The sequence below is a fragment of the Bacillus sp. FSL W8-0640 genome, assembly GCF_038007725.1.
Taxonomy (GTDB): domain Bacteria; phylum Bacillota; class Bacilli; order Bacillales; family Bacillaceae_G; genus Bacillus_A; species Bacillus_A cereus.
In genome coordinates, this window is record NZ_JBBOXT010000001.1 from 1,709,739 (window position 1) to 1,728,698 (window position 18,960).

Here is an 18,960-nt window from a genome sequence, read left to right on the forward strand (position 1 = left end):
TGCTGAGGCGAGAGTTTTTATTTTTAAAAATAGAAGAAGAGAATGCGTAGAAGAGGAGAGTAAATGATAAAGATTGTTTCAGAGAGCTGCCCCGAGGCTGTGAGGGTGGTAACAATTCACTCATTGAAAATCACCTTGGAGCACTACTTTTGAAAACTAGTAAAAAGTAGCGGGGTTGTTCCCGATAGAAAAACAAAAGTCTAATTGGACTTGCAGAGCTTATATTTCGTGAGAAGTATAAGGAAGCTGAGTGGTACCACGATTCCCTCGTCTCAGCAATGGATTGCTACAAGTATGTAAGTAATCGATTGTTGAGACGAGTATATTTTTAAGGTTTATATACTGAATATTCTGTTAAAATTACTCATCTCAGCAATCGATGTAGAAATAGATTGCAAAAATAGAGAAAAAAGAGGAGCGATGTGAGATGGGAAACCAGTACATTTACATGAATGGGGAATTTGTAGAAAAAGAAAAGGCAGTTGTTTCAGTGTATGATCACGGTTTTTTATACGGAGACGGTGTATTTGAAGGGATTCGTAGTTACGGAGGAAATGTATTTTGTTTAAAAGAACATGTGAAACGATTGTATGAATCAGCGAAATCTATTTTACTAACAATTCCAATGACGGTAGAAGAAATGGAAGAAGCAGTTTTACATACACTCCAAAAAAATGAATACGCTGATGCTTATATTCGCTTAATTGTCTCAAGAGGAAAAGGTGACTTAGGACTCGATCCGAGAAGTTGTGTGAAGCCGAGCGTAATTATCATTGCAGAACAATTAAAGTTATTCCCACAAGAATTTTATGATAATGGGCTAAGCGTTGTATCTGTTGCATCAAGACGTAATACGCCAGACGCGTTAGATCCACGTATTAAGTCAATGAATTATTTAAATAACGTACTTGTAAAAATTGAGGCGGCACAAGCAGGAGTGTTAGAGGCTCTTATGTTAAATCAACAAGGATATGTTTGTGAAGGTTCTGGCGATAATGTTTTCGTTGTGAAAGATGGAAAAGTATTAACCCCGCCATCCTATTTAGGGGCATTAGAAGGTATTACGAGAAATAGTGTTATCGAGATATGTGAACGACTGAGTATTCCGTGTGAGGAAAGACCATTCACTCGCCATGACGTATATGTAGCGGATGAAGTATTTTTAACAGGAACAGCAGCGGAGTTAATTCCAGTTGTAAAAGTTGATTCGAGAGAAATTGGAGATGGGAAACCAGGAAGTGTAACGAAACAATTGACCGAAGAATTTAAAAAATTAACGAGAGAAAGAGGAGTACGTGTTCCCGGGCTGACGGAAAGCTTAGCATAAATAAGGAGAGGAGTTAATTGAAATGAAGCAGCAGTATACAGCGTATGAGAAGTTACAGTGTGAAGAAATGACAGGCGCTGGGCACGTGATTCAAGGTTTGAAGAAATTGGGTGTAACGACCGTTTTCGGCTATCCAGGCGGAGCGATTTTACCAGTATACGATGCGTTATACGAAAGTGGTTTGAAACATGTTTTAACTCGTCATGAACAAGCTGCCATTCATGCGGCTGAAGGATATGCGAGAGCTTCTGGGAAGGTCGGGGTAGTCTTTGCTACCTCTGGCCCAGGGGCGACAAATTTAGTTACGGGCTTAGCAGACGCTTATATGGATTCGATTCCTTTAGTTGTCATTACCGGCCAAGTTGCAACGCCTTTAATTGGTAAAGATGGATTTCAAGAAGCGGATGTTGTCGGAATTACAGTACCTGTTACGAAGCATAATTACCAAGTTCGTGATGTAAATCATGTATCACGAATTGTGCAAGAAGCTTTTTACATCGCCAAAAGCGGACGACCGGGACCAGTATTAATCGATATTCCAAAAGATGTTCAAAATGCAAAAGTCACCAATTTCTTTAATGAAGAAGTTGATATTCCGGGGTACAAACCAGAACTTGTACCAGACAGCATGAAACTTAGAGAGGTGGCTAAAGCAATTTCAAAATCAAAGCGTCCACTTCTTTATATTGGAGGAGGTGTCATTCATTCAGGTGGATCCGATGAACTCTTCGAATTCGCAAGGGAGAACCGTATTCCAGTCGTTTCAACTTTAATGGGACTTGGTGCATATCCACCGGGAGATCCATTGTTTCTAGGGATGCTTGGTATGCATGGGACATACGCTGCTAATATGGCGGTAACAGAATGTGATTTACTACTTGCATTAGGTGTTCGCTTCGATGATCGTGTAACAGGGAAATTAGAACTTTTTTCTCCGCACTCGAAAAAAGTACATATTGATATTGATCCTTCTGAGTTTCATAAAAATGTAACTGTAGAGCATCCGATTGTTGGTGATGTGAAAAAAGCGTTACACATGTTGTTACATATGTCTATTTATACACAAACAGATGAATGGCTTCAGAAAGTAAAGGCATGGAAAGAAGAATATCCACTTTCTTATAAGCAAAAAGAATCTGAGTTAAAACCACAGCATGTGATCAACTTAGTAAGTGAATTAACGAATGGTGAAGCGATTGTCACAACAGAAGTAGGACAGCATCAAATGTGGGCTGCTCACTTCTATAAAGCAAGAAAACCTCGGACGTTCCTTACCTCTGGAGGATTAGGAACAATGGGGTTTGGGTTCCCAGCGGCAATTGGTGCTCAGCTTGCAAAAGAAGAAGAACTCGTCGTTTGTATTGCAGGTGATGCTTCTTTTCAAATGAACATTCAAGAACTACAAACAATTGCTGAAAATAACATCCCTGTAAAAGTATTTATTATAAATAACAGATTTTTAGGGATGGTAAGGCAATGGCAAGAAATGTTTTATGAAAATCGTTTATCAGAGTCAAAAATTGGCTCACCAGATTTTGTGAAAGTGGCAGAAGCTTATGGAGTGAAGGGATTAAGGGCGACAAATTCAACAGAGGCGAAACAAGTGGTGTTAGAAGCATTTGCTCACGAAGGTCCTGTCGTAGTTGATTTTTGTGTAGAAGAAGGTGAAAACGTATTTCCGATGGTTCCGCCAAACAAAGGGAATAACGAAATGATTATGAAGAGGTGGGAAGAATGAGTCATACTTTTTCACTCGTTATTCATAACGAGCCAAGTGTCTTATTACGTATAAGTGGAATTTTTGCTCGGCGTGGCTATTATATTTCTTCTTTACATTTAAACGAAAGAGATACGAGTGGCGTTTCTGAAATGAAACTCACAGCAGTTTGTACTGAAAATGAAGCGACATTACTTGTTAGTCAGTTGAAAAAATTAATTGATGTACTGCAAGTAAATAAATTATAAGGGGTGTATGGAGTATGAAAACGTATTATGAGAAAGATGCAAATGTAGAGTTATTACAAGGGAAAACAGTTGCGGTAATTGGTTATGGATCTCAAGGGCATGCGCAGGCACAAAATTTACGTGATTCAGGTGTGGAAGTTGTAGTTGGTGTTAGACCTGGTAAATCGTATGAAGTAGCAAAAGCAGATGGATTTGAAGTAATGTCTGTTTCAGAAGCGGTTCGAACCGCACAAGTTGTACAAATGTTATTGCCAGATGAACAGCAAGCACATGTATATAAATCAGAAGTAGAAGAGAATCTCCGTGAAGGACAAATGTTACTTTTCTCACATGGATTTAACATTCACTTCGGCCAAATTAATCCGCCAAGTTACGTAGATGTAGCAATGGTTGCGCCAAAAAGTCCAGGTCATCTCGTTCGCCGTGTATATCAAGAAGGAAATGGTGTTCCGGCATTAGTCGCAGTGCATCAAGATGCGACGGGAACAGCGCTACATGTAGCATTAGCGTATGCAAAAGGTGTAGGTTGTACACGTGCGGGTGTAATTGAAACGACATTCCAAGAAGAAACCGAAACGGATTTATTCGGTGAGCAAGCTGTACTTTGCGGCGGGGTAACTGCACTTGTGAAGGCCGGGTTCGAAACGTTAACGGAAGGTGGATATCGTCCTGAAATTGCATACTTTGAATGTTTGCATGAATTAAAGCTAATTGTTGACTTAATGTACGAAGGTGGATTAACGAATATGCGCCATTCTATTTCAGATACGGCAGAATTTGGAGATTATGTAACAGGATCGAGAATTGTTACAGATGAAACGAAGAAGGAAATGAAGCGTGTTCTGACAGAAATTCAGCAAGGTGAATTTGCGAAGAAATGGATTTTAGAAAATCAAGCAGGGCGTCCGACGTATAACGCAATGAAAAAAGCAGAACAAAATCATCAATTAGAAAAAGTGGGAGCAGAGCTTCGTGAAATGATGAGTTGGATTCATGCACCGAAAGAATTAGTAAAGAAATAGAGTAAGAGAGTATAAATGAAAAATATGTAAGAGGGGATTTGACAAGATGAGAAGTGACATGATTAAAAAAGGTTTTGATAAAGCGCCGCACCGTAGTTTATTAAAAGCAACTGGTTTGAAAGATGAAGATTTTGATAAACCTTTCATAGCGATTTGTAATTCTTTTATTGAAATTATTCCAGGGCATAAACACTTGAACGAGTTTGGGAAACTTGTAAAAGAGGCAGTTCGTGCGGCAGGTATGGTACCATTCGAATTCAATACAATTGGAGTTGACGATGGTATTGCGATGGGACATATCGGTATGCGTTATTCTCTTCCGAGTCGTGAAATAATTGCAGATTCAGTAGAAACGGTTGTAAATGCACACTGGTTTGACGGCATGATTTGTATTCCAAACTGTGACAAAATTACACCAGGTATGATGATGGCTGCACTACGTATTAATATTCCGACTGTGTTTGTTTCAGGCGGCCCAATGGCAGCAGGAAAAACATCTAAAGGAGAAGTTGTTGATCTGAGTTCCGTTTTTGAAGGAGTAGGAGCTTATCAATCTGGGAAAATTTCAGAAGAAGAATTAAAAGATATTGAAGATCATGGCTGTCCATCTTGTGGCTCTTGTTCGGGTATGTTTACCGCGAACTCTATGAATTGTTTATGTGAAGTGTTAGGTTTAGCTCTTCCTGGTAACGGGAGTATTTTAGCAATTGATCCAAGACGTGAAGAGTTAATTAAACAAGCAGCAGAGAAATTGAAAATTTTAATTGAAAGAGATATTAAACCAAGAGACATTGTAACGGAAGAAGCAATTGATGATGCGTTTGCGCTTGATATGGCGATGGGCGGTTCAACAAATACAGTGTTGCATACATTGGCGCTCGCGCAAGAGGCTGGATTAGATTACGATATGAACCGTATTGATGCCGTTTCAAGACGTGTACCACATTTATGTAAAGTAAGCCCTGCTTCCAATTGGCATATGGAAGATATTGATCGTGCGGGCGGGATTAGTGCAATTTTGAAAGAGATGAGCCGGAAAGAAGGAGTACTTCATCTTGATCGAATAACTGCTACTGGGCAAACATTAAGAGAAAATATTGCTGAGGCAGAGATTAAAGATAAGGAAGTTATTCACTCTCTTGAAAACCCTCATAGTGAGGAAGGAGGATTGCGTATATTAAAAGGCAACCTTGCGAAAGATGGAGCGGTTATTAAAAGCGGTGCAACAGAGGTAAAGCGTTTTGAAGGACCTTGCGTTATTTTTAATTCACAAGATGAGGCACTTGCTGGCATTATGCTTGGGAAAGTGAAAAAAGGAGATGTAGTTGTCATTCGTTATGAAGGACCAAGAGGTGGCCCTGGTATGCCAGAAATGTTAGCACCAACATCAGCAATTGCTGGAATGGGATTAGGTGCTGAGGTTGCATTATTAACGGATGGACGTTTCTCTGGAGCTTCACGTGGAATTTCAGTAGGACATATTTCACCAGAAGCAGCAGCTGGTGGAACGATCGCACTTCTTGAACAAGGGGATATTGTATGTATTGATGTTGAAGAACGCTTGCTAGAAGTAAGAGTGAGTAATGAAGAATTAGATAAGCGTAAAAAAGAATGGAAACGACCAGAACCGAAAGTGAAAACTGGCTGGCTTGGACGTTATGCACAAATGGTAACATCGGCGAATACAGGGGCTGTTCTGAAAATCCCACATTTTGATTGAGCCAATTTAAAAGAGATAAGGATGATATATAATGGTGCAAAAGGTAAAGGAGAGAGTGAAAATTGAAGATATCTTAATGGCTCATAATTGCATGAAAGATATCGTTATTAAAACACCGTTACAACGTGATACAGTTTTATCTGAGAAATATGATTGTGACGTTTATGTAAAACGAGAAGATTTACAATTAATTCGCTCTTTCAAAATTCGTGGTGCATACAATTTGATTCAAAGTTTACCGAAAGAAAAGTTACAAAACGGTGTTGTTTGTGCAAGTGCTGGTAATCATGCGCAAGGAGTTGCTTATACATGTAATTTATTGAAGATTCCGTCGAAAATATTTATGCCCACAACAACACCGAAACAAAAAGTATCACAAGTACAATTTTTCGGTGGTGATTTCGCAGAGATTGTATTAGTTGGTGATACATTCGATAGCTCTTTCCAAGAAGCACAGCGCTATTGTGAAGAAAATAAGATGACATTTGTTCATCCATTTGATGATCCGTATGTCGTTGCAGGTCAAGGGACAGTGGCAGTTGAAATTATGCATGATATGGAGAAATCGGTTGATTATATCTTTACAGCAATCGGCGGTGGTGGATTAGCATCAGGTGTTGGTACATATGTAAAAGGTGTTAGTCCTACTACAAAGGTTATTGGTGTAGAACCGATGGGAGCTGCATCTATGAAAGAGGCTTTTCTTCAAAATGATAATGTCGCATTGGAGAAAATAGATAGTTTTGTTGATGGGGCAGCGGTTAAAAAAGTAGGAAAGTTAACTTTTGAAACTTGTAGAGATGTAATTGATGACATTGTTTTAGTACCAGAGGGGAAAGTTTGTACGACGATTTTAGAACTGTATAAGAAAAATGCGATTGTAGCTGAACCGGCTGGTGCACTCTCTATTGCAGCCCTTGATCTATACAGGGATGAAATAAAAGGTAAAACAGTTGTATGTACGCTAAGTGGTGGAAATAATGATATTGATAGAATGCAAGAAATGAAAGAACGTTCTCTCATTTACGAAGGGTTAAAGCATTATTTCATCATTGAATTTCCACAGCGTTCAGGTGCGCTAAGAGAATTTCTTGATAAAGGATTAGGACCAGAAGATGACATTACGCGCTTTGAGTATATTAAGAAACATAATAAAGAAAATGGTCCAGCATTAGTCGGCGTAGAATTAAAACATAAAGAAGATTATGAGCAATTAATTACTCGCTTTAAAGAAAATAATATTCAATTTATGGAGCTTAATAAAAACCCTGTTTTGTTTGATTTGCTTATTTAATAGAAGGAAAGAGTTAGAATGTAAATAAAAAAGATAGATACAAGCGAGGAAATATAGTGCTTGTTCTATCTTTTTTATAGTTAAACTAGGTACTTATTAAATTCAAGAAGAATAAAGCTAGCTAACCAAAAAAATATCGCAATGCGAATGATTACATACATTGTAAATTCAAAAGGAGTAAGATTTCTCTCTCGCTTTATTTTTTTAAATAGTCTCACAGAATAAAGGGAACATAAAAGTAGAACTGCTATAGACATTTTATAAACGTTCTCTAACAAACTTACATTTTCTAATAAGTCTTTCAGCATGTTTATCACCTATTCTGTAAAGTATATTACAGAGAAATAGATCTTGAGCTGTCTAGTTTCGTTTGTTTTTTATTTTCCCTGTATCATCAATTTCTACATCAGTTGAAATTGTTTGTAAATATTGAAGAGCTTTTTTCTTTTCTCCCTCATTTACAGGGGAAACTTGGTTGTTGCGAATGATATAAGGATTGAATGACATTTGGACATCCTTTCCTTTAAAAGTTAAAGTTAATACGCCAGTTTCAGCGCTTTTCCCATTCACATAACTCGGGAATAAAAAGTTACCTAATGAGTAAGCGATAGGAACTTTATTATAATACTCAAACCCTTGTAACCAATGTGGATGGCTTCCGACAATTGCGTTAGCTCCTGCTTCAACCATTTTAGGTACATATTGCTTTTGGTATTCTACCGGACGATTTGATTTTTCAACGCCCCAATGCATATAGACGATTAAATAGTCTGCATCTTTCTTTTGTTCTTTAATTGTTTTTGTTACAAGATTTAAATCATAGCCATTCGCAACGCCAGGTTTATTCTCACCAGCTACCCAATTAGAATCAGGCATAAATCGAACGAAGGAAAGAAATTTAAACTTTTTCCCTTTTACGGTCATTTCTCGTGCTGTATATGCATCTTTCGCATTTTTTCCGGCTCCAATGTAAGGGAACTTTAATTTTTCTACGTGAGAAATCGTATCTAATAATCCATCTTGCCCATAATCAAGTGTGTGGTTATTCCCGATATTTACGATGTCATATCCAGTGTTTTTAATGGCTTGTAGTGTAGATGGATCACTTTTAATCCAAAACAGTTGCCCAGGTGCTTTCTTTTCTTTCGTTGTAAATGCCGACTCTAAATTCACAAAAGAAATATCAGCTTTTTTTATTTCTTCTTTTACATGTTGGAATGGGTAATCAGCCCCATTCTTTTCGATTATAGGACGTAATTGCCAATCAAACATTGTATCACCAGAGAAGGTGAGTGTGATTTCTTGGTCTTCTATTTTCTTTTCGTTTTTTGAAGCGGTTTTACTAGATTTGTTTTGCAAATCGGGTTTGTCTTTTGCTTTTGAAATAAAAGAGTAATTGATTAATAAAACAATCGGTGTAATGAAAAAGGCTATTAACAAAAATCGTTTTAGTAAAGTTTTCATATATACCTTCCCTTTTAATATTATCCCGCAATTAAATTAACACTGAATCTATTAAAGGTAATTAAAGTTACAAAAAAATAGCGGGTTATGTAATGGAAAACATTTGTTAATATTCTCAATATTAAGTTAACATATAGATAACCTGTAAATCAATGTATAAACCAAAATATAGAAATAAAGAATTCGAAGGGTGAAGAATGAGAAATGGTTATATTAGGAGCAGTTGTAAATGGGATTTGTATTATATTTGGTACTTTACTTGGTAAATTATTTAGTAGGATTCCAGAAAGTATGAAAGGGACGATAATGCACGCAATCGGTTTAGCGGTTACTGTGCTTGGGCTTCAAATGGCATTAAAAAGTGAAAACTTTCTTGTTGTCATACTGAGTTTAGTGATTGGTACGGTAATTGGAGAATGGTTACAATTAGAAGAAAAGTTAAAAAATTTAGGGGATTGGCTAGAAAATAAAGTTGGATCGAAAGGGAAAGGTAGCATATCAGAAGGTTTTGTAACAGCTACTTTAATTTTTGCAATTGGCGCGATGGGGATACTTGGTGCACTTGACAGTGGGATTCGCGGAAATCATGATATTTTATTTACAAAAGCAATTATCGATGGATTCATTTCTATTATATTAACGACAACTCTAGGGGTTGGTGTAGTATTTTCAGCGATTCCAGTTATTTTATATGAGGGTGGTATTGCAGTTTTTGCAACACAAATTAATAGTTTTGTCCCGAAAGAATTAATGAACCAATTTATAGTAGAAATGACAGCTACGGGCGGCATTATGATATCTGCTATTGGATTGAACTTGCTTAGTATTATTAAAATCAAGGTGGCAAATTTACTTCCAGGTATATTGGTAGTGGGTGTAATTGTTTCAGCTATATATAGTTACGGTTTGTTAGTAAATTAGTAGAGGATGGAAATACATATGGAGGAATTTCAATTTACAAAACGTGTGCATAAAATATTGGAGATTGCAGCAAAAGAGAGTCAGTGTAACATAATTCACCCGGTCCATCTGTTTATAGGTATGTGTAAAGAAGGTACAGGAGTTTGCGCTGAGTTATTTATGTATTTGTTTCATAAAGTGGGTCCAGATTTTTTAGAAAAACTTTCGTTACGAAAACGATTCGATTTACATAATCAAGAATATAAAAAAGTAGGACAATATAAACTATCTTATAAAGCGATAGAAATTTTACAAATAGCGAAGAAACGTATGGAACGCTTTCAGCAAGTAGTAATTAATGAAGGACATATTATGTATGCATTATTTCGTGTAGATACAGATATTGGTGAATTTATACATACACAAATGCAAGAAGATATATTACGTATTACAGCTGCACCGAGAGACTTAGTGGTAGATTTAAATCGTTTTAAATCTATTTATAATACATTATTTTGTCATGTGAGAAGAGCTAGCCCTTCTGATTTTGATAAGTTATCACGATTTGTGGCGGATGAATTTGGTGAACGGTGGTTGCAGTCGGTTGATTATGGATTTCGGACATATAGCGAAAAGTTACCTATCTATATTGCACAGCAGGAGGAAGTGATAATTGGTTTTGCCTGTTACGATGTAGTGAGAGGAAAGAAAGGATTGTTTGGTCCAATGGGCATAGCGAAACAAAATCGTGTGAAAGGTGTAGGAAAAGAATTATTGCATCATTGTTTATATAATATGAAGCAAGATGGATATGAATATGCGATTATTGGACAAGCAGGTCCCATTGAGTTTTACGAGAGAAATTGTAATGCTCGTTTAATACCGATAGATAATAATTAACCAACTTCATCTAGAGGAGTTGGTTTTATTATGAAAATGATGTAGAGATGTAGTGATTTTTACTAGAAAATAGCGGGTTTTGTAGTAAATCTTGCATATAAAGCAAATTACTAAACTTTTGACAAGAAAGGGTGTAGAATGGGTATCTAAAGAAAGAAGGTGTGAAAATGGCCAGCTGGAAACGAAATTTAATGATTTGTTGGCTAGGTTGTTTTACCACTGCAGCCGGTATGAGTTTAGTAATTCCTTTCTTATCTTTTTATATTGAGGAATTAGGAGTAACTGGCACTTCAAGCATTGCACAGTGGTCGGGACTTGCATTTGGTGTAACATTTTTAATGGGTGCGATCGTATCGCCAATATGGGGAAAGCTTGGTGATATACATGGACGGAAACTGATGCTTATTCGTGCTAGCCTCGGTATGGCGATTATTATGACGCTTATGGGGTTTGTAACGGATGTGTATCAACTAGTCGCACTAAGATTTTTAATGGGAGCAGTATCTGGTTTCCTTTCAACAGCGATGACATTTATTGCAGCAGAAACTCCGAAAGAACATTCAGGTTGGGCAATTTCCACAATTTCAACTGGTGGTGTGAGCGGTTCGTTACTTGGCCCGTTACTTGGAGGTTATTTGTCTGAGTTAATTGGAATGCGTCATGTCTTTCTTGTTACAGGAGCTTTTTTATTCCTTTCCTTTCTCATCGTTTTTTTCTTCCTGCATGAAGAAAATCACTCTGCTCAAGCAAAAAAAACACAGCCGAAAAAAGTATGGACGATGGTCCCAGCGAAGCATTTAATTATTAGTTTATTTGTAACAACATTTATTATTCAACTTGCTAATATGTCAGTTCAACCAATTGTTACATTGTACGTAAAAAATTTAGTAGGTCCTCATACTGCACATATTGAAACAATTGCGGGTGCAGTTATGTCAGCGACAGGATTAGCAGTTATTTTGGCAGCACCAAGACTAGGAAGATTATCAGATCATATCGGTCCTCAAAAAACGTTAGTTGTAGCGTTGTTTGCAGCAGGAATTATTTTTATCCCGCAAGCATTTGTAACCTCAGCTTGGCAACTATTAATTCTTCGATTTTTATTAGGTATCGCACAAGCAGGATTATTGCCTTCCGTACAAACTCTACTAAAACAACATACACCAACCCATGTTACGGGACGAATATTTGGATATAATCAGTCGTTTCAGTTTTTAGGAAATATGATTGGTCCAGTGCTCGGGGGACAAATTGCAGCGCATGCAGGCTTCCAATATGTTTTCCTCTCTACATCATCACTATTATTTATTGCGTGTATCTGGGTTTATTTTCATAATAAGAACGAAGAAGTATCAGAGGAACAACGTTTGGAAGTTAGTTAACTAAGTGAATGAAAAAGAAAAAGGATGAAGCAACATGTGCTTCATCCTTTTTCTTTAAAATCGAAGACAGAGATAACTTAATGTACCAAGCTCATAACTACGGTGAATAACTTCACCGCTATATTCACCACTTCCCATAGCGATAAATAAAGGAACAAAATGCTCTGCTCTTGGTACTGCTAATTGTGCATGAGGAGCATTTTTCTCCCAATTAAACAATGCATCTTTATCGTTATGCTGCATATGTTTAATAATCCAATCATCAAATTCAATTGCCCATTTTTCAGGTGTAGTTTGATTCCATTTCAAAGCTCGTAAGTTATGGACGGTAACACCACTCCCGATTACTAAAATATCTTCTTGTCCGAGTCCTTTAAGTGCTTCTCCAATTTCAAATTGTTCTTTTGCAGAAAGGAATGGATTGACTGATATTTGCACGACAGGAATATTTGCTTCTGGATACATGCGGTGCAGGAGTGTCCATGAACCATGATCTAAACCTCTCGTCATATTATGATGGACTGAAATACCTTTGTTCTTAAATTTTGTTTCTAACATAGATGCAATGCTAGAAGAGCCTTTCGCACGATATTTGATTTCGTATAACTCAGGGGGAAAACCTCCAAAATCATAAATTGTTTCATACTCGTTATCTGATGAGGAAATCGTTAATACTTCACTTTCCCAGTGAGCAGTGAAAATAACAATTGCTTTCGGTTTATATGTTTCTCCAAGTGTTTTTAAAAATCGTGTATAGTCTGTATCTTGAATAGCGAGCATAGGCGAACCATGTGCTAAAAATAATGATGGCATCATAATAGTAGAAACCTCCTAAAAGTTATATAGTTACTTTATGTAAGTAACTATATAATTTTATTTTCGGTTCGTCAACATAATAGTTATTGAGCTAATTGGAAAAGTGAGTCATTTGTCATAATGAAGGCAATTGCATATAATACATAGTAAGAAAAATGAATCGATATTCATTTTTAAAGATACATAATAGAGTTGGGAGCTGACGAAATGAACGTACAGGAAAGTTTCGTTACGGCATTGGATGGATCAGAAATTTATTTACGCAAGTGGTTGCCAGAAGGTAAACCGAAAGGGATTATTCAAATTGCACATGGTATGACAGAACATGCAGGTGTTTATACAGACTTTATTGCTGCGTTATTAGAAGCAGGGTATGGTGTTTATGCACATGATCATAAAGGTCATGGGAAAACAGTGAAAAGAGAAGAAGATTATGGTCATTTTAAACCAAATGTAGGTTGGAATGAGGCTGTGTCTGATGTTATTTTTGTATCAGAAACGGTAAGAAAAGAGCAGACATGCCCGTTATTTTTACTTGGCCATAGTATGGGTTCTTTTTTATCAAGACGTGCTGTGCAACTTAGAGGCGAATTATATGATGGATTTCTGATTTCAGGAACAGGTGGAAATCCAGGGCTTTTAGGAGCTATTGGTCATAAAGTAGCAACAATCGAAATGAAATTGCGTGGTGCAAAAACGAAAAGTCCAATGCTAAACTTTTTATCTTTCGGAAACTTCAATTCGAACTTTAAGCCAAATCGTACAAAATTTGATTGGTTATCTTCAGATAATAATCAAGTTGATAAATATATTGCGGATCCGTTATGTGGTTTCATTTGTACGACGAGTTTTTACCGAGAATTATTTTCTGGTGTATTAGAAGTAAATAAACTAGAAGAATACAAGAAGACGCCAAAGAATCTTCCAATACATATATTTTCTGGTGATCGTGATCCTGTTGGCGATATGGGGAAAGGTGTAAAAGAAGTATATGAAAACTATAAAAAATGTGGTGTGAAAGACGTGACACTACGTTTATATGAAAATGGTAGACATGAAATGTTTCATGAAGTAAATAAGGATGAAGTATTTAAAGATTTAATTTCTTGGTTAGATGCGCATAATAAATGAGAAAGATAATCCCAAACTGTTTGTAGTTTGGGATTATTTATTTTACAGAAATACGGGCAATAAATTCTTAAATTCACTTTACTTAATAAAAAATAAATCTTATTCTATAGTCGTTAAAAAATAAAGAAATATTGTATGAGAGGAAACCTCACTTTTCTGAAGTGAGGCTTTTTGTAGTAACGAAGTAATAGTGAATAAAACTAATTTTAAAAGTAACTTAAAATCAAACTTTTTATAAAGCAACAGATGCTCGTTCATAATAGTAGTATAATAGTGAATGAGGTGTTAATAGAATGGAAGATAGAACATTAGGTTTATTACTAGATGTTGTTGGTGAATTATTTTCAGATGAAATTTCAATTGCTGTTTCGAATACGAAAGAATATATTTACTATCGGCCAAGTAAACGAATTGATTTAAAGATTAGCGCTGGGGATTCTATAAAGGAAGGAACGATTGCTCATAAAGCGATGGTGATGAATCAAAAAACATCTGAGTTTATGAATCGGGATGTTTTTGGTATTCCTTATCATGGAATGGCTGTACCATTTTCAAACAATGGAAAGCTTGAAGGGTGCGTAACGGCAATTTATCCAGCTTTAACGGATGGAAAGTCAGTCGTTACTTTAAAAACAACAGATGGCTGGATTCCGGTTCCTTTTTCAAAGGTTATGTATTTAGAGGCTAAAGATAAAAAGACGTACGTGAATTCAGAAGAGTTATCAGGAACACATAAATACTCTCTGCAAGAATTCGAATACTTGCTTCCTAAAGATTCATTTATTAGATGTCACCGTTCATTTATTGTAAATGTTAATCATATTAAAGCGATTTATCCTGATACCCATTCTACTTTTGTACTTTCGATGGATAATGGTGAGAGAGTACCAGTTAGTCAATCATACGCTAGTTATTTCCGTAAGCTTCTAGGATTCTAAATTTTTCTGCTTTAGAACCTAGATTTGCTGTTCTGTCTGAATTTTCGGCATTGTATACTAAAATCCCTATTTTGATAGTGTAAATGTGTAAAATAATTATGAATATTCAATGAGAGAGGGATTACATATGGAGAATAATTTAGATAGAATCAGAGATCAACGTCTAAAAGATCGGGTAGTTACACCTGAAGAAGCAGCTTCCTGGATTCAAAGTGGAATGACTTTAGGCTTAAGTGGGTTTACACGTGCAGGTGATGTAAAAGCAGTCCCATTTGCGCTTGTAAACCGAGTTAAGAATGATGAATCTTTTAAAGTAAATGTTTATACTGGGGCTTCTTTAGGCTCGGATGTAGACAAATTATTTGCTGAGGCAGGAATTTTAGGGAAAAGATTACCTTTCCAAGCTGACGCGACGATGCGAAAAGGAATTAATAACGGAGACTTTTTATTTGTGGATCAACACTTATCTCATACAGCAGAGTTACTCCGCGCTGACGTTCTGGATATAGATTTCGCTATTTTGGAAGCGGTTGCGATTACAGAGGACGGAATGATTATTCCAACCACTTCAATTGGAAATTCCTTAGCGTTTTCCTTAAATGCTAAGTCTATTATTATTGAAATGAATATGGCTCAATCCACGCAATTAGAGGGACTACATGATCTATATGAACCAGGTAAACAAGGGGAGAGGCTTCCAATTCCGCTTGTGAAAACAGATGACCGAATTGGAACAATCGGTATTCCAATTGATCCTGAAAAAGTAAAGGGAATTGTGTTTACGAATCAATTGGATTCGCCATCGACAATTGTTCCTCCGGATGAAGAAACGGTCATTATGGCACAGCATTTAATAGAATTCCTTCGAGAAGAAGTTAAAATAGGGCGATTAACAAATCGTTTAGCGCCGTTACAATCAGGAATTGGTTCAGTTGCTAACGCAGTATTGCATGGAATGTTAGATTCAGAATTTGAAGATTTAGAAGTGTATTCTGAAGTTTTACAAGATGCAGTTTTTGATCTTATGGATGCTGGAAAAGTCAATTTTGCTTCTTGTTGTTCTATCACGCTTTCTGAAGAGAAAATGCAACAAGTATTTTCTAACTTTGAAAAATATCGTGACAAATTAATGATGCGTCCGCAAGAGATTTCCAATCATCCTGAAATCATTCGTCGCCTTGGATTAATCTCAATTAATACTGCATTAGAATTAGATATATACGGAAATGTTAACTCTACTCACGTTTTAGGTACAAAAATGATGAATGGAATTGGTGGGTCTGGTGATTTTGCAAGAAATGCACGCCTAGCTATCTTTGTTACTAAATCGATTGCGAAAGGTGGTAACATTTCAAGTATTGTTCCTTTCGTTTCTCATGTAGACCATACTGAACATGATGTAGATGTTATTGTTACTGAACAGGGGTATGCCGACTTAAGGGGACTTGCGCCAAGAGAAAGAGTGGAACTTATTATTGAGAATTGCGCACATCCAATGTATCGTGATCAACTACGTGCTTATTACGAAGAAGCAAAAACAAGAGGTGGACAAACTCCTCATATTTTAGAAAAAGCTTTTTCTTGGCATACGAATTATGCTAAAAATGGAACAATGCTTGAAGCGGTAGTAGAAACTGTATAGGTTTGTATCGTACGAAATAGTAAAACGAATGAGTGAGTTTGAAGATTAAATTTTAGAAAAAGAGAACACCAACTTTTAGGGATGGTGTTCTTTTTCTTTAAAAAAATTGTACTGGTTATAATAAAGATTTATAAAAATAACCTCTAATTTATGAAAAAAAGGTTTTTTGAAGTGCTTTCCGAATCAATTTAGTAGTTTACATATCGAAGGTGAGGAGAAAGAATCATGAAGATAAGAGAAGCGTTATTAAGTGAAGCAAATGAATTAAGTGAATTCGCACTACAATCAAAAGCAACGTGGGATTATAGTGAAGAATTCATACTTGCTTGTAAGGAAGATTTAACAATTACAGAAGAATACATAAAAAATAATTTTGTATATGTTTTAGAAAACGATAATGCGAAGATTGGTTTTTTCTCATTTTTACGTAATGATAAAGCTCTCGATTTCTTGTACATTCATCCTGATTACAAAGGAAAAGGTTACGGGAAAATACTTTGGGAGTACGTAATAGAAAAAGCCAATGAACTAGGATTAAAAAGTTTTACAATTGATAGTGATCCGAATGCAAAAGGATATTACTTGAAAATGGGGGCACAGTTAATAGGAGAGACACCATCAACTGTCTTTAAGGGTCGTGTACTGCCTCTTTTGAAATATGATGTGTAAAACTATTAATAGTAGGGGAAGATTAGAATGGATGATGTAAAGGAAAAAAGAATATATGAAGCACTAATAAAATCGTGGTCGATTGAAACGAGTTCAAAGTGGACAATTGAAAACCCAGCAAAGGGACAGTGTGGTGTAACGGCTCTAGTCGTTCAAGACATATATGGAGGAGAAATTAAAAAGGCAAAAGTAAGAGAGGTATGGCACTTTTATAACTTTATAGATGGGCAGAGATTTGATTTTACAGAGACTCAATTCAATGGGAAATTGAATTATATGGATGTGGAATCAAATCGGAAAGAAGCATTTGCAGATACAAATGAAAAACAATATAGCATTTTGAAGGAAAAAGTAACGAAAGAATTCAAATTATCTTTTGACTCTTAATCTTTAATAAGTTACTATAATGGTGGTAACTTATTAAAGGGAACTTCATAGAGTTGAAAGGGGAAATACTTTTGAAAACAACTTATGTAAACGCTACAATTGTAACGATGAATGAACAAAACGAAGTGATAGAAAATGGATATATCATTGTAGAAAATGATCAAATTATAGATGTAAAGAGCGGAGAATTCGCTAATGATTTTGAAGTAGATGAAGTAATTGATATGAAAGGAAAGTGGGTTTTACCAGGGCTTGTAAATACACATACACACGTTGTAATGAGTCTCCTAAGAGGTATTGGCGATGATATGTTATTACAGCCGTGGCTTGAGACGAGAATTTGGCCACTGGAAAGTCAATTTACTCCCCAAATTGCGGTCGCTAGTACGGAATTAGGATTACTTGAGATGGTGAAAAGTGGTACAACATCATTCTCTGACATGTTTAATCCAATTGGAGTAGATCAAGACGCAATTATGGAAACGGTATCAAGGAGCGGGATGCGAGCTGCTGTTTCAAGGACTTTATTTAGCTTCGGAACGAAAGACGATGAAAAGAAAGCGATTGAAGAAGCTGAGAAATATGTGAAGCGTTACTATAACGAAAGTGGCATGTTAACTACGATGGTTGCACCACATAGTCCATATACATGTAGTACAGAATTGTTAGAAGAGTGCGCACGGATTGCAGTAGAGAATCAAACGATGGTTCATATCCACCTTTCTGAAACAGAGCGTGAAGTACGTGATATTGAAGCACAATATGGAAAACGTCCAGTAGAATATGCAGCGAGCTGCGGATTGTTTAAACGCCCAACAGTTATTGCACACGGTGTAGTATTAAATGACGATGAGCGTGCATTTTTAGCAGAACATGACGTTCGAGTAGCTCATAATCCGAATAGTAATTTAAAACTAGGTTCTGGTATAGCGAATGTAAAAGCGATGCTAGAAGCAGGAATAAAAGTAGGAATTGCAACAGATAGTGTTGCATCTAACAATAATTTAGACATGTTTGAAGAAATGCGCATAGCGACTTTACTACAAAAAGGTATTCACCAAGATGCAACAGCTTTACCAGTTGAAACAGCTCTTACACTTGCGACTAAAGGGGCTGCTGAAGTAATCGGGATGAAACAAACAGGATCACTTGAGGTTGGAAAATGTGCTGATTTTATTACGATTGATCCATCTAATAAGCCGCATTTACAACCAGCAGATGAAGTGTTATCACATCTTGTGTATGCTGCTAGTGGAAAAGATATAAGCGATGTAATTATTAACGGAAAACGTGTCGTTTGGAATGGCGAATGTAAAACGTTAGATGAAGAGCGTATTATATTTGAAGCAAGTCGTTATAAACGAGGTTTGCAAAGATAACTAATTATGTGGCAGTTGAAAAAG

Annotated in this window: 18 protein-coding genes and 1 other annotated feature; of the genes, 15 read left to right on the forward strand and 3 right to left on the reverse strand. The window is 36.4% G+C overall.

Annotated features, from left to right (window positions below):
- Positions 1-38: 38 nt before the first annotated feature.
- Positions 39-278: a binding site (T-box leader), on the forward strand.
- A 149-nt stretch (positions 279-427) separates the two neighbouring features.
- The 6 genes from ilvE to ilvA are packed head-to-tail and all read left to right on the forward strand — an operon-like array spanning position 428 to position 7,328.
- Positions 428-1,327 (forward strand): branched-chain-amino-acid transaminase, encoded by a 900-nt coding sequence (gene ilvE / locus N2V80_RS08980; RefSeq protein ID WP_061654558.1) that lies wholly within the window; start codon positions 428-430, stop codon positions 1,325-1,327.
- A 22-nt stretch (positions 1,328-1,349) separates the two neighbouring features.
- Positions 1,350-3,065 (forward strand): acetolactate synthase large subunit, encoded by a 1,716-nt coding sequence (gene ilvB, locus N2V80_RS08985; RefSeq protein WP_061654557.1) that lies wholly within the window; start codon positions 1,350-1,352, stop codon positions 3,063-3,065.
- Positions 3,062-3,292 carry an ACT domain-containing protein gene (locus N2V80_RS08990; RefSeq protein ID WP_000019916.1) on the forward strand — a complete coding sequence of 77 codons (231 nt, stop codon included), beginning with the start codon at positions 3,062-3,064 and terminating at the stop codon, positions 3,290-3,292. Before ilvB ends, N2V80_RS08990 begins: the two co-directional genes overlap by 4 nt.
- A 14-nt stretch (positions 3,293-3,306) precedes the next feature.
- A complete protein-coding gene (gene ilvC / locus N2V80_RS08995; protein WP_000861136.1) occupies positions 3,307-4,314 on the forward strand; it encodes a ketol-acid reductoisomerase in 1,008 nt (335 codons plus the stop codon).
- Between the two features lie 46 nt (positions 4,315-4,360).
- Positions 4,361-6,034 (forward strand): dihydroxy-acid dehydratase, encoded by a 1,674-nt coding sequence (gene ilvD, locus N2V80_RS09000; RefSeq protein WP_001255818.1) that lies wholly within the window; start codon positions 4,361-4,363, stop codon positions 6,032-6,034.
- Between the two features lie 31 nt (positions 6,035-6,065).
- Complete coding sequence (gene ilvA, locus N2V80_RS09005) at positions 6,066-7,328, forward strand: threonine ammonia-lyase IlvA (protein ID WP_061654556.1); 1,263 nt, start codon at positions 6,066-6,068, stop codon at positions 7,326-7,328.
- 80 nt (positions 7,329-7,408) lie between these two features.
- Here ilvA and N2V80_RS09010 read toward each other — a convergent pair whose 3' ends face one another.
- Together N2V80_RS09010 and N2V80_RS09015 are read right to left on the reverse strand one after the other, a co-directional pair.
- Positions 7,409-7,636, reverse strand: coding sequence for a hypothetical protein (locus tag N2V80_RS09010; RefSeq protein ID WP_061654555.1), 228 nt, complete (start codon positions 7,634-7,636; stop codon positions 7,409-7,411).
- Between the two features lie 52 nt (positions 7,637-7,688).
- On the reverse strand, positions 7,689-8,792 hold the full coding sequence (locus N2V80_RS09015) for a CapA family protein (RefSeq protein WP_061654554.1): 1,104 nt from the start codon (positions 8,790-8,792) through the stop codon (positions 7,689-7,691).
- A 204-nt stretch (positions 8,793-8,996) separates the two neighbouring features.
- Here N2V80_RS09015 and N2V80_RS09020 point away from each other — a divergent pair, with 204 nt between their 5' ends.
- The 3 genes from N2V80_RS09020 to N2V80_RS09030 all read left to right on the forward strand — a co-directional run bounded on the left by N2V80_RS09020 (position 8,997) and on the right by N2V80_RS09030 (position 11,974).
- Positions 8,997-9,713, forward strand: coding sequence for a DUF554 domain-containing protein (locus N2V80_RS09020; RefSeq protein WP_061654553.1), 717 nt, complete (start codon positions 8,997-8,999; stop codon positions 9,711-9,713).
- An 18-nt stretch (positions 9,714-9,731) separates the two neighbouring features.
- The gene (locus tag N2V80_RS09025; protein WP_061654552.1) at positions 9,732-10,592 is read left to right on the forward strand and encodes a GNAT family N-acetyltransferase; all 861 of its coding nucleotides are present in this window, start codon (positions 9,732-9,734) and stop codon (positions 10,590-10,592) included.
- 167 nt (positions 10,593-10,759) lie between these two features.
- The gene (locus N2V80_RS09030; RefSeq protein WP_061654551.1) at positions 10,760-11,974 is read left to right on the forward strand and encodes a multidrug efflux MFS transporter; all 1,215 of its coding nucleotides are present in this window, start codon (positions 10,760-10,762) and stop codon (positions 11,972-11,974) included.
- A 54-nt stretch (positions 11,975-12,028) separates the two neighbouring features.
- Here N2V80_RS09030 and N2V80_RS09035 read toward each other — a convergent pair whose 3' ends face one another.
- Positions 12,029-12,790: a DODA-type extradiol aromatic ring-opening family dioxygenase gene (locus tag N2V80_RS09035; protein WP_061654550.1), complete on the reverse strand. Its 762-nt coding sequence runs from the start codon at positions 12,788-12,790 to the stop codon at positions 12,029-12,031.
- 207 nt (positions 12,791-12,997) lie between these two features.
- On the opposite strand from N2V80_RS09035, the gene N2V80_RS09040 reads away from it, so the two are divergent.
- From N2V80_RS09040 to N2V80_RS09065, 6 genes are all read left to right on the forward strand, one after another.
- A complete protein-coding gene (locus tag N2V80_RS09040) occupies positions 12,998-13,921 on the forward strand; it encodes an alpha/beta hydrolase (RefSeq protein ID WP_001102598.1) in 924 nt (307 codons plus the stop codon).
- 293 nt (positions 13,922-14,214) lie between these two features.
- A complete protein-coding gene (locus N2V80_RS09045; protein ID WP_000390208.1) occupies positions 14,215-14,859 on the forward strand; it encodes a LytTR family DNA-binding domain-containing protein in 645 nt (214 codons plus the stop codon).
- Between the two features lie 127 nt (positions 14,860-14,986).
- A complete protein-coding gene (locus tag N2V80_RS09050; protein ID WP_000429821.1) occupies positions 14,987-16,501 on the forward strand; it encodes an acetyl-CoA hydrolase/transferase family protein in 1,515 nt (504 codons plus the stop codon).
- 225 nt (positions 16,502-16,726) lie between these two features.
- Positions 16,727-17,170 carry a GNAT family N-acetyltransferase gene (locus tag N2V80_RS09055; protein ID WP_000701894.1) on the forward strand — a complete coding sequence of 148 codons (444 nt, stop codon included), beginning with the start codon at positions 16,727-16,729 and terminating at the stop codon, positions 17,168-17,170.
- A gap of 27 nt (positions 17,171-17,197) precedes the next feature.
- On the forward strand, positions 17,198-17,557 hold the full coding sequence (locus N2V80_RS09060) for a YunG family protein (RefSeq protein ID WP_061654549.1): 360 nt from the start codon (positions 17,198-17,200) through the stop codon (positions 17,555-17,557).
- Positions 17,558-17,610: 53 nt separating this feature from the next.
- A complete protein-coding gene (locus tag N2V80_RS09065; protein WP_001999581.1) occupies positions 17,611-18,936 on the forward strand; it encodes a bifunctional S-methyl-5'-thioadenosine deaminase/S-adenosylhomocysteine deaminase in 1,326 nt (441 codons plus the stop codon).
- Positions 18,937-18,960: the final 24 nt, after the last annotated feature.